Source organism: Ancylobacter lacus, from assembly GCF_018390635.1.
Lineage (GTDB): Bacteria > Pseudomonadota > Alphaproteobacteria > Rhizobiales > Xanthobacteraceae > Ancylobacter > Ancylobacter lacus.
On record NZ_JAHBGE010000051.1, the window covers coordinates 25,061 to 40,159 of the forward strand.

Consider the following 15,099-nt stretch of genomic DNA (forward strand, 5'->3'; position numbering starts at 1 on the left):
TTCCGGCCTTTTCGTTCTGCCAGACAGTGCGGGCGCCCCAAGCGCCCGTCAGAAGCCGACGGCGGTGCCGTGGAGGTCGTAGGCGTCGGACCGCTCGATCTTCACGGTGGTGATCTCGCCGACCCGCAGCGGGCGGCGCGAGGCGACGTGGACCACGCCGTCGATCTCGGGCGCGTCGGCCTTTGACCGGCCGATTGCCACGGTCGGGCCGACGGAATCGATGATCACCTGCTGCCGGGTGCCGACCTTTCGGCGCAGGCGCCGCGCCGAGACTTTCTGCTGCACCGCCATGAAGCGGTCCCACCGCTCCTGCTTCACCTCTTCCGGCACTGGCGAACCCAGCTCGTTGGCGGGCGCGCCGGCGACCGGCTCGTATTTGAAGCAGCCGACCCGGTCCAGTTCCGCCTCGTCGAGAAACGCGATCAGCTCCTCGAACTCGGCCTCGGTCTCACCGGGGAAGCCGACGATGAAGGTGGAACGCAGGGTGAGGTCGGGGCAGGCCTCGCGCCAGGCCTTGATGCGGGCGAGTGTCTTTTCCTGCGCCGCCGGCCGCTTCATCCGCTTCAGAACGCTCGGCGAGGCATGCTGGAACGGGATGTCGAGATAAGGGAGGATCACCCCTTCGGCCATGAGGCCGATGACCTCGTCGACGTGGGGATAGGGATAGACATAGTGCATGCGCACCCACGCCCCGAGCGAGCCGAGCTCGCGGGAGAGGTCGAGGAAGCGCGCCCGCACCTGACGGTCCTTCCACGCGCTTTCGGCGTATTTCAGGTCGACGCCATAGGCCGAGGTATCCTGCGAGATGACGAGCAGCTCGCGCACCCCTGCCGCAACCAGCTTTTCCGCCTCGCGGAGCACATCACCCGCCGGTCGGCTGACGAGGTCGCCGCGCAGCCGTGGAATGATGCAGAAGGTGCAGCGGTTGGAGCAGCCCTCGGAAATCTTGAGATAGGCGTAATGGCGCGGCGTGAGCTTGATGCCCTGCGGGGGCACGAGGTCGAGGAAGGGGTCGTGCCGGGGCGGCACCGCGCTGTGCACCGCGGCGACGACGCTTTCATATTGCTGCGGGCCGGTGACCGCCAGCACGCCGGGATGCACATCGCGAATCTGCTCGGGCTCGGCGCCCATGCAGCCGGTAACGATGACCTTGCCGTTCTCCTTCAGCGCATCGCCGATGGCGGCGAGGCTTTCCGCCTTGGCGCTGTCGAGGAAGCCGCAGGTGTTGACGATGACGAGATCGGCGCCCTCATGCCGCCGCGACAGCTCATAGCCTTCGGCCCGCAGCCGGGTGACGATGCGCTCGCTGTCGACAAGGGCCTTGGGGCAGCCCAGCGACACAAAGGAAATGCGCGGGGCCGCCCCTGAAAGGGCATTGCCGGCGTCTTGGGCTGCCGCACCGGCGGCGGCCATGGGATCGGCCATGATGATCGGGCTCGGAATGACGGGGTCAGCGTGGCGTTAATCCACCACGCGCACGCCGTCAACTCCGAGCCTGTTGCACGAAGGCGCGAGGTCGGCCGGCGGACGTTCGCGGCCTCAGGCAGCCTGCTCCGTCCCCGTCTGGGCGATAACCGAATCGAACAGCTCCAGCTCGGGATGACCGACATAGAGCGGCTTGTTGCCACCGGCGCTGCGATGGGCATTGCGGAACGCTTCCGACCGCGTCCACTCCTCGAAATGCGCCCGCGACTGCCAGATGGAATGCGAGGCGTAGAGCGTGTGGTCGTCGCGGGTGGCGCCGCGCAGCAGGTTGAAGCTGACGAAGCCGGGAACGGTGGCGAGATAGCTGTCGCGCTCGCGCCAGACGCGCTCGAAATCCTCTTCCGAGCCGAGGCGTACCTTGAAACGGTTCATGGCGAGAAACATGGTCGATCTCCTGCGAAGCTCCCTCGCCGACCATGAGTAGCGCAAAGCCTGACGCCCGTCGAACGCCGGCGTGCCGGGCGGGGAGGGCCTCCCCGCCCGCAGCCGTCACTTCAGCTTGCCGACGTCGACCCCCAGGGTAATGGCGCCGATCGCCTTACCCTTGTCGGAGATGGTGACGCTGGCCTGGGCAATCTTCTTGCCGTCCTCTTCCTCGACCTTGTCGACGAAGATGGTGTCCGGGCCGACGCCGTAGGACTTCTGCCACTTGGCCTCGTCGGCCTGCCACATGTCCGACGTGCCGTCGGTCTGACCGACATTAAGGCCGCGGTCGTCCATGACGAAGGCCTCGGTGATGACGCCGCCCGACGCCTCCTTCTTCTTCACCAGGAATTCCGCGAGCGGGTTCTTCATGGTGCTGTCCCGCAGCTTCTGGTCCTTGGCCTTCCAGTCATTGTCGAGCTGGTCGATGTCCGACTGCATCAGCTTGGCGTGGGCCTTGTTCGAGGCCAGTACCGCCTGAACAACCACCGGATCGCTCAACCACGGCACCACCTTGGATTTCACATAGGCGGTGACGCCGGCGACATGGGCGCTGTCGTCCTGCGCGACGACCGGCGCAGCAAAAAGGGTGCAGGCCGCGACCGCAAGCGCGGCGAGCTTCATATGCACGTTCATGAGCTTCCTCCCAACGGACGATCGTTCCGTCGCCCTGAGATGAAATCTGCACGAACATTTCAGTATCAGGCAACAAGATTCTGTTGCAGTCTTATGTTGCAGAGCAAACATTTTGTCTTGTTCTTAACGCATCTGCGATAAAACGAGATAAGTTCTCGTTTAAGCAAAGTTATCGGCTGGCAGGCGCCGGAGGAAATGTTGCAGTTCCGGCCACACGCAGCCGGCGTCCGTCGTATCGACTGGCGTTCAGTGTCTCTGCCCGAAAGTCATACATGGTCATTCAGGCAGAACGCCCGCCTTATGACGCAAAGGCATCTGTCTAGCAGGGGGCATGATCTCGGCTGGAATGAAGAATTCCATGTCAAATCTACCGTATCCAATATTTTCGTCGGGCCCTGGGAACTTCTGGTCGCCTTGGGCGTTGGCCGCGGCATCACGTGATGGTGCGTGAAAGTGCAAGTGGTCGTTGTGCAGCCGTCGCGGGATTCCGCTATGCTTCCTCCGCCTCTTCCCGGTTCGGGAAGAGCGCTTAACCCGGGCGTGCGGCTCCGACCCCCGCATTGTCCCCATGGAAGACAAAGAACGGGTCGCACCCAACAGGGAGAGGTTCACGCCATGATTAATGTTTCAGCCGAGTATGGTCCTGCCCTCGTCGTCCGCATCGGCCATGAGGACATCGAGATCCGCAGCATCGGGTGTGCCATTGCCCTCATCCGGTCCCTTCGTCACGACCATCTCGGCAACTATGCCGAAATGCTGCTTGCCCAGCTCGAGGCCGCAGACACTCCCGCCCAGCAGGCAGAAGCGTGGCGTGCGTTCGAGACGTGGTCGATGGCCTGTGGCCTTCTCCCCGATTCGCATGCGCGTCGCGCCGCCTGATTTCGCGCGGTAACCATGCAGCGCCGCCGATCCCAGCGGGTCGGCGGCGCTGCGCGTTGTAGGGGCGGGCGGGACACGCTGTTCCGCGCACCGGGTCCGACGGCGACAGCCGGAGCCGATTGCATTATTGTATTACCGGAGGGGTTATGATCGGGCCGGTTGCGGCCCAAAGTGAGTGACCGAACGTGAATGCAAAGTGTCTCGTCGCGCTTCTGGCGCTCCTGCTGCCGGCCGGTGCGAACGCCCAGGAAACCCGCCCTACCGTGCTTCTGCTCGACGGTCTCGGGGTCTACGTCAAAAACGACTATATCGGCGTGTCGCCCCTTGCCGGTCCTCTGCGGCAGCAGGGCTACGATACGGTACTGGACACCCATTTCATGACCCACTCGGGTGGGCTGAAGCCGGCGGTCATCATCGGCCATTCGCTGGGCGGCACATCCGCCCTGCGTCTCGCCCGGAAGATGGCGGAGAGCGGCCAGACCCCGCCGCTGGTTATCACCATCGACGCCGCGCCGGGATCGCCGGGTTGCGTCGGCCAATGCATCAACATCCACGGCCCCGGCTTTCCCGATATTCCCGGTGCACGGAACGTCGACGCCTGGAAGTCCGGCGCCTTCCTCGTCAGTCATGCCATGCTGGCGACAAATCCGTCGATCCAGCGCATGGTCTTGCAGCTCACCGCCCAGCATATCGCCCACCTCGCCGCACCGGCGGAGGCATCTCCGCCACGCGCCGTACATCCCGGTTGAATCGCGTGCGATGGAGTGCTTTGAATCCCGCCGCGCCGGCGTCTGCCATGACGAGGCGCGCGAGCTGGCACTGCAAGGGACGACGGCATGAAGGACGTGACCCGTGAGCTTTCCCGGTGGCTTCACCTGCATGGACTTAATCCCGCCGACTACAGCCTGAAGCTGGAAGCAAAGACGATCACCGCCCAGCGTGATCTTGTCCGGGCCTTCGCTGCCGAGATCGACCCGTCGCTGTCTCCGGCAGCCGCCATGCGGTTGAGGCCGGTGCTCGATGGCATCGAGACGCGGGTGACGGGGCCGCTGCCCCACATATGAGCATCGTGCAGCGGCACAGTTGGGTCTGCCCCGGACAGGCGTGTCCATGAAGGGCGGCGCTCCCCAGACCGACCCGTCGATTCCGGCGGCGGAGGCAGCCTCGCCTCCGCTCTGGCGCCGGCTGGTGCGCGGCGGCGAGGTCGGGCTTGTGCTGCTGGCCGCCGTTGCCGGAGTCATTGCCGGCGTCGCGGCAGCGGCCATGTCGACCGCGATGCAGCTCCTTCATGAATGGATTTTCCAAATCGCACCCGCCGCGCGTCTGTCGGCGCAGGAGAGCATCACGCCGGCGATGGCGCTTGCCGGGCCGATCCTCGGAGGTCTCCTCTTCGGCGTCGTTTCCTGGTTGATCTTCCGCCACCGCGCACAGCCGGTCGATCCGGTCGAGGCCAATGCGCTGCAGGGCGGGCGCATGTCGGTGGCCGACAGCCTGATCGTCGCCGCCCAGACCGTCGCATCCAGCGGGGTAGGCGCCTCGGTCGGGCTTGAAGCCGGTTACACCCAGGCCGCGGGTGGCATTGCCTCCTGGCTTGGCAGCCGCTTTCATCTCCGCCGGGCCGATCTTCGGCTCATGGTAGGGTGCGGGGCTGGGGCGGCGATCGGTGCGGCCTTCGATGCCCCGCTCGCCGGCGCGTTCTATGGCTTCGAGCTGGTGCTGGGCAGCTACACCATTGCCGCTTTCGCGCCGATGATGGCCGCCTGCTTTGCCGCCAGCCTGACCAAGGCGGCGCTGGTCGGGGTCGAGGCGGGCCATGCCGGACTGCCCGCCGTCACCTTTACCGCGCATGATCTGCCGCTGCTCTTGTTGCTGGGCCTGCTCTGCGCTCTGGCGGGCATAGCGGTGATGCGCGGCGTCACGCTGGTCGAGGCGGCTTTCCGGCATTCCCATATCCCGGCATTCCTTCGCCCGGCCATCGGCGGCGGCCTGGTCGGCGCGCTGGCCTTGCTGTCGCCGGCGGTGTTCTCGGCCGGCCATGGGGCCGTGCATCGGTTTCTGGTGGCGGACCTGCCGCTCGGCACGATCGCGCTGATCCTTTTGGGAAAGGCGCTTGCCTCCTCGGTGTCGATCGGTGCCGGCTTTCGCGGCGGGCTGTTCTTCGCATCGCTGCTGCTCGGCGTTCTCTTCGGGCGGCTTTACGGTGGCGCAATGGAAAGCGTGATGCCCGGCCTCGTGGTCGATCCAACGCTGCTGGCGTTGACCGGCATGGCGGGCTTTGCCGTGGCCGTCGTCGGCGGTCCGATGACGATGACGCTGCTCGCCCTCGAAATGACGGGACAGCTCGACCTGACGCTGGCCGTGCTCGGCACGGCCGGCGTGGCTTCGCTGGCGACCCGCCGGCTCTTCGGCTTCTCGTTCGCCACATGGCGCTTTCACCTGCGTGGCGAAAGCATCCGCGGCGCGCATGATATCGGCTGGCTTCGCGAGATGACGGTGGAGCGGCTGATGCAGAGGGAGATGCCGCGGCTCGACCCGGTCACGACTGTCGCGGCGGCGCGGCGGCTCTACCCCGTGGGCTCATCCGCCTTCATCGCCGCGGCCGACGCGCAGGGTGTCTATCGCGGCATGGTCTCCATTGCCGCGCTCTATGCGGAGGGCGCCGATGCGGAGCGCGCGGTGGGGGATCTGCTGGTGCAGAGCGATGCCGTGCTGTTGCCGGCGATGACGATCCGCGAAGCGCTGTCCGCGTTTGAAGCGGCCGAGGTCGAGGTGCTGGCCGTGGTCGACGGGCCGCTGACCCGGAGACTGGTCGGGGTGCTGACGGAGACCCACGCCATCCGCCGCTACAGCGACGAGATCAGCCGGCGGAACCGCGAACTCACCGGGGAGTGAGACGCCCCGCCGCCTCGTGCCATCGCCCGCGGCGGACCAGAACACCAGAGCCCGCTTGCGCCATATCAAAGCCGATCACATCGTCTTGGGGTGAGTTGGCAGGGCGCGGCCGGCTTCGCTGGGCCTGTGTCAGGGGAGGCAGGCATCGTGGAGCACACCAGCAATTCGATGTCCCGCAAGGAATACGAGAGGGCCTTGAGGGACGTGCATGTCGAGCTGGTGAAGCTCCAGCTCTGGGTGCGGGAAACCGGCGCGAAGATATGTGTCGTGTTCGAAGGTCGCGACGGCGCCGGCAAGGGTGGCGTCATCAAGGCCATGACGGAGCGGGTGAGCCCGCGGGTGTTCCGCGTCGTGGCGCTTCCACCGCCGAGCGACCGCGAGAAGTCCCAGATGTACGCCCAGCGCTACGTGCCCCATCTCCCGGCCGCCGGCGAAGTCGTGATCTTTGACCGCAGCTGGTACAACCGTGCCGGCATCGAACGGGTGATGGGCTATTGCTCGGAAAAGCAGGCACGCAAATTTCTCGACACCATCGGCGGCGTCGAGAAAGCCATGATCGAGTCCGGCATCCTGCTGCTGAAATACTGGCTGGAAGTCAGTCCGGAAGAGCAGACCCGGCGGATCGAGCAGCGGATCACCGATCCCCGCAAGATATGGAAGCTCTCGCCCATGGAAAGGCTATACCGAACCCGATTTTGCCCGGCACCACGTGCCGCAGACCTTCTAACCCAGGGAGAGGGCGTCGCGGGCGCGGCGGCCCATCGACCACGCGGAGACACGAATGAGCGAGACCCAGACGTCGGCCGGCGGGCATCACACCCTTGGCGATGAGAGCTTCATGTCGGCGGACGACCTGCGCCACTACATGGATCAGGTCGCGATGGCCCATGCCAACGCGGAACTCGCCGCCGTGGACAAGGCTGAACATGCCCGGCAGGAGCTCGTCAAGAAGATGGCGCAGCCGATCGACCTCACGCCGGAGCGGCTTCAGGAGATCCAGCAAACGCTGCTGGTGAAGCTGCGCGCGGCAGCGGAGCGTGGGGAAACCGAGATCATGGTCATGCGCTTTCCCAATGCCGTCTGTACCGACAAGGGCCGCGCCATCAACAATGAACTCGAGAACTGGCCGGACACGCTCACGGGGCGGCCGCGCCAGGCCTACGAGCTGTGGCGGGACCATCTTAGGGCAGCAGGCTATCATCTGAAGGCGATGATCGTCGATTGGCCGAACGGCATGCCGGGGGATGTGGGGCTCTTCCTCGCCTGGGGCGGAAAGTAGGTTGGTTCCCGCCGACGGCGGCTTGGCGCATGTAAACGGCCCGCGGGGCTCCGCGTGGCGCTCAGCCGATCATCCACAGTCTCGGCGCCACCGCGATGGAACCCGCGGCGGTCGAACGACTTCTCCTTTCGCCGCGATTTGTGCGGGTGCGAGAAGATCGAGACATAGATGCACCGTCGACAGCTCCTGCTGGGCGCCGCCCTGATTCCGGGATTGATGGTCACCGGATCGCCGCTTACGTCGTGGCTTGTCGAAGATGCCGATGCTCAGGACGCCGCCGGCCAGGGTGGCGACGGCGCCGCCTTCGACAGCCAGATCGTCCGGCGCATGGCCCGTGACCTCGCCGCCAAGCCCTTCAAGGCCGGTGATCAGGCCCTGCCGCCGGAACTCGACAAGCTGTCATACGACGACTACCGGAACATCCGCTTCAATGCCGACCGTTCGCTCTGGCGCGGGCAGGGGCTGCCGTTCGAGGTGCAACTGCTGCACCGCGGCTTCCTGTTCCGCGACCGGGTCGACATTTCCGTCGTTGCCGAGGGCAAGACACAGAAGTTGGTCTATCAGCCGGAGCTGTTCCGCTTCGAGCACGGACTTGCCCGGCCGGATCCGAAGCTGGACATCGGCTTTTCCGGCTTCCGGTTGCACGGACCGATCAACCGGCCGGACTATTTCGACGAGATCGCGGTTTTCCAGGGAGCAAGCTACTTCCGCGCGGTTGCCAAGGGACAGGTCTATGGCGCCTCGGCCCGCGGCCTCTCGGTGAAGACGGGCGACCCGGGAGGCGAGGAGTTTCCGGTTTTCCGGGCGTTCTGGATCGAGCGGCCTCGGCCGGACGTCAACTCCATCGTTCTGCATGCGCTGCTGGACTCGCCCAGCGCCGCGGCGGTGTACCGCTTCACCATCCGCCCCGGCGACTCGACCGTGATGACCGTGGAGATGACGGTATTTCCCCGCAGCGATGTCGACCAGGCGGGACTGGCCTCCCTCACCAGCATGTTCATGTTTGGCCCCAATGACCGCGACGGCATCGATGATTTCCGCCCCGCCGTCGGCGACTCGCAGGGACTTGCCATCATCAATGGCAATGGCGAGCGGGTGTGGCGCCCGCTCACCAACCCCTCCCGCCTGCAGCTCAGCTCATTCGTCGATACCAACATCCGCGGCTTCGGCCTGATGCAGCGGCAACGCTCGTTTTTCGACTATCAGGACCTTGAGGCGCGCTACGAGAAGCGGCCGAGCATCTGGGTCGAGCCGATCGGCGACTGGGGCGAGGGAGCGGTGCACCTGGTGGAAATTCCCACCAAGGAGGAGGTGCACGACAATATCGTAGCGTTCTGGCGGCCCAAGGAACCGTTGCGCAAGGGCGGTGAGTACAACTACACCTGCCGCCTGCACTGGACATGGGACACACCGGATCGCGACCCGATCGGCCGCTTTGCCGCAACCCGGGTGGGCGGCAATAGCGGAAAGCGGCTCTTCGTTCTCGATATCGACGGCGAGCCGGTGAAGGACGTCGCGCTCGACGGGCTCGAGGCACGGGTCAGCGCCAGCGGCGGCGCCATCTCCAACATCGTGCTCCAGCCGAACCCCGATATTGGCGGGCTTCGCCTTTCCTTCGCCTTTGAGCCGAAGGGCGCCGACGTTGCGGAACTGCGGGCCAATGTGGTCCGGGGCGAGCAGCGCCTCAGCGAGACGTGGATCTACCGATGGACGCCGTGACCGACCGGGTGCCCCTCGGCTCGATCCCCGCGGATTGCGGACCGTTCCTGCCACCAACGGCTCCCCTCGCCATGCCGGTGCAGTCGCTGGGGGCGGCGCCGGCAGCAGCGAAGCTCGGCTTCTCGCCGAGGTTGTTGCTGCGTCGCCTGTTTGTCATCGGCGGCGCCGCGGCGCTGACGGCGGTTGCGGCTTGTGAGATGTACGCGGTGCTCGAGGTTGGCGGCCTCACCGCACTGGAAGGCCTCGTCCTCGGCCTGTTCGTGCTGCTGTTCGCCTGGATCGGCTTTTCCTTCACCAATGCGGTCGGTGGCGTCGCCGCCATGATCGGCCGAAGCCGGTCGCTCGGGATCGACCCCACGGCCCCGCTGCCACCGCTCGCGATGCGCGTCGCGCTGCTGATGCCGACCTACAACGAGTCGCCCGCCCGGATCTTCGCCAACCTCCAGGCCACCTGGGAATCCCTGCAGGACACCGGCGCCATCGACCGTTTCGACGTCTTCATCCTGAGCGACACGACCGATGCCGACATCTGGGTCGCCGAGGAGGCGGCCTTCCTCGATCTGAGGGCGCGCATCGGCAGCGACCGCATCTTCTACCGCCGCCGGCCTCGCAACATCGACCGCAAGGCCGGCAACATCGCCGACTGGGTGACGAGCTTCGGCGGCGGCTATGAGGCGATGCTGGTTCTCGACGCCGACAGCCTGATGACCGGCTCCTGCATTCTGCGCATCGCCGCCGCCATGGAAAGCCATCCGCGGGTGGGCCTCATCCAGACGCTGCCGGTCATCGTCGGCGGGCAGAGCCTCTTCGCGCGGCTCCAGCAGTTCGCCGGGCGGATGTACGGTCCGCTCATCGCGCAGGGGCTCGCCTGGTGGCATGGCCCCGACAGCAATTACTGGGGGCACAACGCCATCATCCGGACCCGCGCCTTCGCCGAATGCGCGGGGCTGCCGCATCTGCCCGGCCCGAAGCCGTTCGGCGGTCATATCCTCAGCCACGATTTCGTCGAAGCCGCCCTCATCCGTCGCGGGGGGTGGGCTGTCCATATGGTGCCGTGGCTGGAGGGCAGCTATGAGGAGGCGCCCCCCTCGCTGGCCGACCTAGCCGTGCGCGACCGTCGCTGGTGCCAGGGCAATCTCCAGCACGCCGCCGTGCTGCCCAGCCGGGGCCTCCACCCGATCAGCCGGCTTCACCTGCTCACGGGCATCGGCTCCTACATAACCGCTCCGCTCTGGCTGCTGATGCTGGTGGCGGGGCTGCTCACCGCCCTGCAGGCGCGGTTCGTGCCGCCGGATTACTTCCCGCAGGGCTTCGCGCTGTTCCCGACGTGGCCATCGCAGGATCCGGTGCGGGCGGCCTGGGTGTTCATCGGCACCATGGCGGTGCTGTTGCTGCCCAAGCTGTTTGCCTATGTGCTGGTGCTCGGTGATCGCAACGCCCGGCGCGGCTTCGGCGGTGGCATCGTTGCTCTGGTAGGTGTGCTCACGGAAACGCTGATCGCCGGTCTCGCCGCGCCGGTGATGATGATCGCCCAGTCGGGAGCGGTGGTCACGATCCTTGCGGGGCGGGACGGCGGCTGGACCCCGCAGCGGCGGGGCGACGGCAGCGTGCCGCTCGGCCAGACGTTCCGGCGCTTCCTGCCCCAAACGCTGTTCGGCATCATGCTGGGGGCCGCGGCCTTCGCCATTTCGCTGCCGCTGTTCTTCTGGATGAGTCCCGTCATTTTGGGGCTCGTCCTCGCCGTTCCGCTGGTGCAGGGCACGTCGCGTCGCTCGCGACTGTTGCTACGGCTCGGCGTTCTCTCCATTCCCGAGGAGCGTGCGCCGCCGCCGGTGCTCCAACGGGCCCAGCAGCTCCAGCGCGAGCTGGAGGCCCGGAACGAAGAGCAGGAAGCGGTAGTGCGGTTGGCCGCCTCGCCGACCTTGCGGCACGTCCATTACGCGATGCTCCCGAATGGCGGAGAGCGCGCGGCGGGGGACTACCACCCCGACCGGCTGGTGGCGCGGGCCAAGGTCACCGATGCCGCAAGCCTTCCGGCGGCACTGGGCAGCCTGACAGCGCGCGAAAAAGCGGCCGCGCTCGGCGACGGCGACGCGCTGGCGCGGCTTATCGAACTCGCAGCCGCTGTGGAACAGACCCGCTGAAGCCGGACCCCGCGCGCGGCCGTGTCCTTGCTTGACATAAATCATTCGTATCCTATTTATTCGCCTATGAACGATATTGCTGCACTCCGCGCCGCCGTTTCGGCTGAGCTGCTTCAGGCGGGCCGCCAGTGGCGGCGTACCGCCGAACGTGCGCTTCAGCAGCTCGATATCTCCGAGGCCTGCGCGGCGCCGCTCATCTGGACCGGACGGCTCGGCGGCGGGGTACGGCAGGTCACGCTCGCCCACCACGTCGGCATCGAGGGTCCCTCGCTGGTGCGGCTGCTGGATCAGCTCGCCGCCGCCGGGCTCATCGAGCGGCGGGACGATCCGACCGACCGCCGCGCCAAGACGGTCTGGCTGACACCATCGGGCGCCTTGCTCGCCAGCCGGATCGAGGACGTGCTGGTGGAGACGCGTGCGCGTGTGCTCGCCCATATCAGTGCCGAAGATCTCTCTGCAGCCCTGCGGGTGCTGCGGACGTTCAATGATGAGGCCGGCCCCAGTGCAACGCAGGAGGAAACCCCGTGAGCCTTCCCACCTGGCGGGACTGGCTGTTCTCCGGCAAGGCCTTCTTCGCCGCCATGCTCGCCCTCTACATCGCCCTGGCGTTCGATCTGCCGCGCACGTACTGGGCGGTCACGGCCGTCTATATCGTTTCCAGTCCGCTGGCTGGCGCCACAAGCTCCAAGGCCCTGTATCGGGCGCTCGGGACGGTGATGGGGGCGGTGGCGGCCGTCGTGCTGGTGCCCTTGCTGATCGATGCACCGGAATTGCTGGTGCTCGCGGTCGCCCTGTGGACCGGCGGGCTGCTCTACATCTCCCTGCTCGACCGCACACCGCGCAGCTACGTGTTCATGTTGGCCGGCTATAGTCTGGCGCTCATCGCGCTGCCCGACGTCGGCGCGCCGGAATCCATTTTCGACACCGCCCTTGCGCGAAGCGAGGAAATCCTTCTGGGCATAAGCTGCGCCGCCCTCGTCGGCACGATGGTGTTTCCCAGCAGTCTCGGCCCCAGCCTCTCCGGCCGGCTCGCCCTCCTCATCGAGGACGCCGCGTCCTGGGCGGACGAAATCCTCCGCGGCGAAGGCGCGTTGCCAGCGACGCCGCTGCGCCGGCAGCGGCTTGCCACCGACATTGCGGGCCTCGATCTCGTCATCAGCCAGCTCGCCTATGATGTGGGCGCGCGCGACATCGCGCGTCACGCCCGCGAACTGCGCGGCCGGTTGCTGATGCTGCTGCCGCTGTTCTCTTCCCTGGCCGATCGGCTCTATGCCCTTAAGACATCTGGCCGCCTTCTCGCGCCAGAGCTTGCGGCGACGCTGCAGGAGGTGGCGGAGTGGATCGGCCATGGCGCGCGCTGCGATGCCGGGGAGGGCCCGCGGCTGCTGGCCCGGATCCAGGCGCTCGAGCCGGGCGGGCGCACCGACTGGGAGGCGCTGGTCCTGTCGAGCGGTCTCGAACGCCTGCGCGACATCGTCGAGCTGTGGCAGGACTGCGTCTCGCTCCAGCGGCTGATCGCGGAAGGGAAGGGCGCTTCGCACTGGCGGCCGGTCTTTGTCTCGCGCCGCATCCTTCCCCTCAGCCGCCACCACGACCATGGCCTGCTGCTGTTCTCAGCGGCTTCCGTCGCCCTGTCCGTCGTGGCGGCAAGCGCGGTGTGGATCGGAACCGGCTGGGCCTCCGGGGCCGGCTTCGTGATGATGGCGGCGGTTGCCGGCTCCTTCTTCGCCGGGCTCGACCAGCCGGTTCCGAAGATCCGCTCCATGCTGGTGCTCACCGTGGTCGCGATCCTGATCGCCGCGCTCTATCTCTTCATCATCCTGCCGCTGGTCCAGTCGTTCGAGATGCTGGTGCTCGTTCTCGCCCCGGCCTTTCTCGCGCTGGGGCTCATGATAACCCGGCCTGCACTGGCCATGAGCGGCGTGCTGGTCGCGGTGAACGTCGCGTCTTTCGTGGCGCTGCAGAATCGCTACAGCGCCGAATTCGCCGGCTTCGCCAATGATGGTCTCGCTTCCGCCGCCGGCATCGGCTTTGCCCTGGCGTGGGCCGCCATCACCCGGCCGTTCGGGTCGGCGTGGGCGGCGCGGCGTCTGGTCCATGCGGGCTGGGCTGATCTCGCCGAGACCGCCGCCGGCGAACGGCGCGCGGACAGCGACCGGCTCGCCGGCCGGAGTCTGGATCGCCTTGGCCAGCTTGTTCCACGGCTCGGCTCGCTGGAGGACCGGGTCCTCGCCGATGTCGATGGCTTCGCCGAGGTTCGCGTGGGCTTCAACGTCGTCGAGCTGCAGCGCACCCGGGCCGCGATTGGCCCGGCGGGCGGACTTGCGGATGCGGTGCTGGATGCCGTCTCCGGGCTGTATGCGGCGCGTCAGGCGCGTGGAACGGTCGTGGCCCCGCCGGAGACGCTCCGCATCGCGATTGATCGCGCCCTCGGCGGCACGCTGGACACCTCTCCGGCGGGACGCCGCGCCATCGATGCGCTTGTCGGATTGCGCCGGGTGTTCTTTCCCGAGGCGGCCCCGCCGCTCAGCACCCGCGCGGCACCCGCCTTGCCGCTGGCGGCGGAGTAGCAGCATGTCCGCCGATATCGACGTGTACGGCGTCTATGTGCCGGAGCTTCTCGCACTGATGCTGCTTGCGCTGCCGGTCAGCCTGCTGGCGCGGCGCCTTCTCGCCCGGACCGGCGCCTATGCGCTGGTCTGGCATCGCGGCTTGTTCGACGCCGCTCTCTACGTCGTTCTTCTCGGCGCGTTGTTTGCGCTGTTGCGGTGGTGGCTGCCATGACGATCTCCCTGCGTTCCCTGCTTCGCGTCGCCGTGACGCTCGCACTGGTGGCATCGGCACTGCTGGTCGGCCGGGAGATGTGGCGGCACTACATGGACGACCCGTGGACCCGCGACGCCAAGGTGCGGGCCGACGTGGTCGGCATTGCCCCTGACGTCTCCGGTTTCGTGAGCGAGGTGCTGGTCCGCGACAACGAGACGGTGCACAAGGGCCAGCTTCTCTTTCGCATCGACCCCGCACGCTACGCCATTGCGCTGGAACAGGCCGAGGCTGTGGTGGAGCAGAAGAAGGCGACCCTCGACCAGACCAGCCGCGACCGCGCCCGCTACGACAAGCTGACCGAGGTGGTTTCGCAGCAGAAGGCCGAGCAGGCGCGCACCGACGAGGCCGCGGCGGCTGCCGCCTACAGGCAGGCGGTCGCGGACCGCGATCTCGCCCGCCTCAATCTGGAGCGGGTGGAGGTCAAGGCTCCGGTCAATGGCGTCGTGACGAATCTTAGTCTTCAGCCGGGCGACTATGTCGCCCAGGGATCAGCCAAGATTGCGCTGGTCGATTCCGACTCCCTGCGCATCGAAGGGTATTTCGAAGAGACCAAGCTCGGCCGCATCAAGGTTGGCGATCCCGTCACCATCCGCCTGATGGGACAGTCGCACGATCTCGGCGGCCACGTCGAAAGCGTCGCCGCCGGCATCGAGGACCGCGAGCGCTCCGATGGCGGGTTGCTGGCCAACGTCAACCCGACCTTCTCCTGGGTGCGGCTTGCCCAGCGTGTGCCGGTGCGCATCTCGCTGGACGAGAAGCCGGAGGACCTGCGCCTCGTGGCTGGCCTCACCGCCACCGTTTCGATAACCGACTGAG

The 15,099-nt window shown here is 66.9% G+C and carries 15 protein-coding genes; 12 read left to right on the forward strand and 3 right to left on the reverse strand.

The features are described 5' to 3' along the window. Positions 1 to 48 precede the first annotated feature (48 nt). From rimO to KHC27_RS12880, 3 genes are all read right to left on the reverse strand, one after another. A complete protein-coding gene (gene rimO, locus KHC27_RS12870; RefSeq protein WP_213339941.1) occupies positions 49 to 1,413 on the reverse strand; it encodes a 30S ribosomal protein S12 methylthiotransferase RimO in 1,365 nt (454 codons plus the stop codon). A gap of 126 nt (positions 1,414 to 1,539) precedes the next feature. Beyond that, on the reverse strand, positions 1,540 to 1,869 hold the full coding sequence (locus tag KHC27_RS12875; protein WP_213339781.1) for an antibiotic biosynthesis monooxygenase family protein: 330 nt from the start codon (positions 1,867 to 1,869) through the stop codon (positions 1,540 to 1,542). 105 nt (positions 1,870 to 1,974) lie between these two features. Further along, on the reverse strand, positions 1,975 to 2,544 hold the full coding sequence (locus tag KHC27_RS12880; protein WP_213339782.1) for a hypothetical protein: 570 nt from the start codon (positions 2,542 to 2,544) through the stop codon (positions 1,975 to 1,977). A 615-nt stretch (positions 2,545 to 3,159) separates the two neighbouring features. On the opposite strand from KHC27_RS12880, the gene KHC27_RS12885 reads away from it, so the two are divergent. The 12 genes from KHC27_RS12885 (at position 3,160) to KHC27_RS12940 (ending at position 15,098) form a co-directional block, all read left to right on the forward strand. Continuing rightward, a complete protein-coding gene (locus KHC27_RS12885) occupies positions 3,160 to 3,423 on the forward strand; it encodes a hypothetical protein (protein WP_213339783.1) in 264 nt (87 codons plus the stop codon). 185 nt (positions 3,424 to 3,608) lie between these two features. Continuing rightward, complete coding sequence (locus KHC27_RS12890) at positions 3,609 to 4,172, forward strand: alpha/beta fold hydrolase (protein ID WP_213339784.1); 564 nt, start codon at positions 3,609 to 3,611, stop codon at positions 4,170 to 4,172. Between the two features lie 87 nt (positions 4,173 to 4,259). Further along, on the forward strand, positions 4,260 to 4,487 hold the full coding sequence (locus tag KHC27_RS12895) for a hypothetical protein (protein ID WP_213339785.1): 228 nt from the start codon (positions 4,260 to 4,262) through the stop codon (positions 4,485 to 4,487). Positions 4,488 to 4,533: 46 nt separating this feature from the next. Next, positions 4,534 to 6,315: a chloride channel protein gene (locus tag KHC27_RS12900; protein ID WP_213339786.1), complete on the forward strand. Its 1,782-nt coding sequence runs from the start codon at positions 4,534 to 4,536 to the stop codon at positions 6,313 to 6,315. 168 nt (positions 6,316 to 6,483) lie between these two features. Continuing rightward, the gene (locus KHC27_RS12905; protein ID WP_213339942.1) at positions 6,484 to 7,146 is read left to right on the forward strand and encodes a polyphosphate kinase 2 family protein; all 663 of its coding nucleotides are present in this window, start codon (positions 6,484 to 6,486) and stop codon (positions 7,144 to 7,146) included. Then, positions 7,097 to 7,594, forward strand: a complete 498-nt coding sequence (locus KHC27_RS12910) for a hypothetical protein (RefSeq protein ID WP_213339787.1) — start codon at positions 7,097 to 7,099, stop codon at positions 7,592 to 7,594. Before KHC27_RS12905 ends, KHC27_RS12910 begins: the two co-directional genes overlap by 50 nt. A gap of 168 nt (positions 7,595 to 7,762) precedes the next feature. Then, positions 7,763 to 9,313: an OpgD/OpgG family glucan biosynthesis protein gene (locus tag KHC27_RS12915; protein WP_213339788.1), complete on the forward strand. Its 1,551-nt coding sequence runs from the start codon at positions 7,763 to 7,765 to the stop codon at positions 9,311 to 9,313. Further along, a complete protein-coding gene (gene mdoH / locus KHC27_RS12920) occupies positions 9,301 to 11,457 on the forward strand; it encodes a glucans biosynthesis glucosyltransferase MdoH (RefSeq protein WP_213339789.1) in 2,157 nt (718 codons plus the stop codon). Before KHC27_RS12915 ends, mdoH begins: the two co-directional genes overlap by 13 nt. A gap of 66 nt (positions 11,458 to 11,523) precedes the next feature. Continuing rightward, a complete protein-coding gene (locus KHC27_RS12925) occupies positions 11,524 to 11,985 on the forward strand; it encodes a MarR family winged helix-turn-helix transcriptional regulator (RefSeq protein WP_213339790.1) in 462 nt (153 codons plus the stop codon). Continuing rightward, a complete protein-coding gene (locus KHC27_RS12930) occupies positions 11,982 to 14,027 on the forward strand; it encodes an FUSC family protein (RefSeq protein ID WP_213339791.1) in 2,046 nt (681 codons plus the stop codon). Before KHC27_RS12925 ends, KHC27_RS12930 begins: the two co-directional genes overlap by 4 nt. Positions 14,028 to 14,031: 4 nt before the next feature. Then, on the forward strand, positions 14,032 to 14,241 hold the full coding sequence (locus KHC27_RS12935; RefSeq protein WP_213339792.1) for a DUF1656 domain-containing protein: 210 nt from the start codon (positions 14,032 to 14,034) through the stop codon (positions 14,239 to 14,241). Beyond that, positions 14,238 to 15,098 carry an efflux RND transporter periplasmic adaptor subunit gene (locus tag KHC27_RS12940; RefSeq protein WP_213339793.1) on the forward strand — a complete coding sequence of 287 codons (861 nt, stop codon included), beginning with the start codon at positions 14,238 to 14,240 and terminating at the stop codon, positions 15,096 to 15,098. The genes KHC27_RS12935 and KHC27_RS12940 overlap by 4 nt, the downstream gene beginning before the upstream one ends. Position 15,099: the final 1 nt, after the last annotated feature.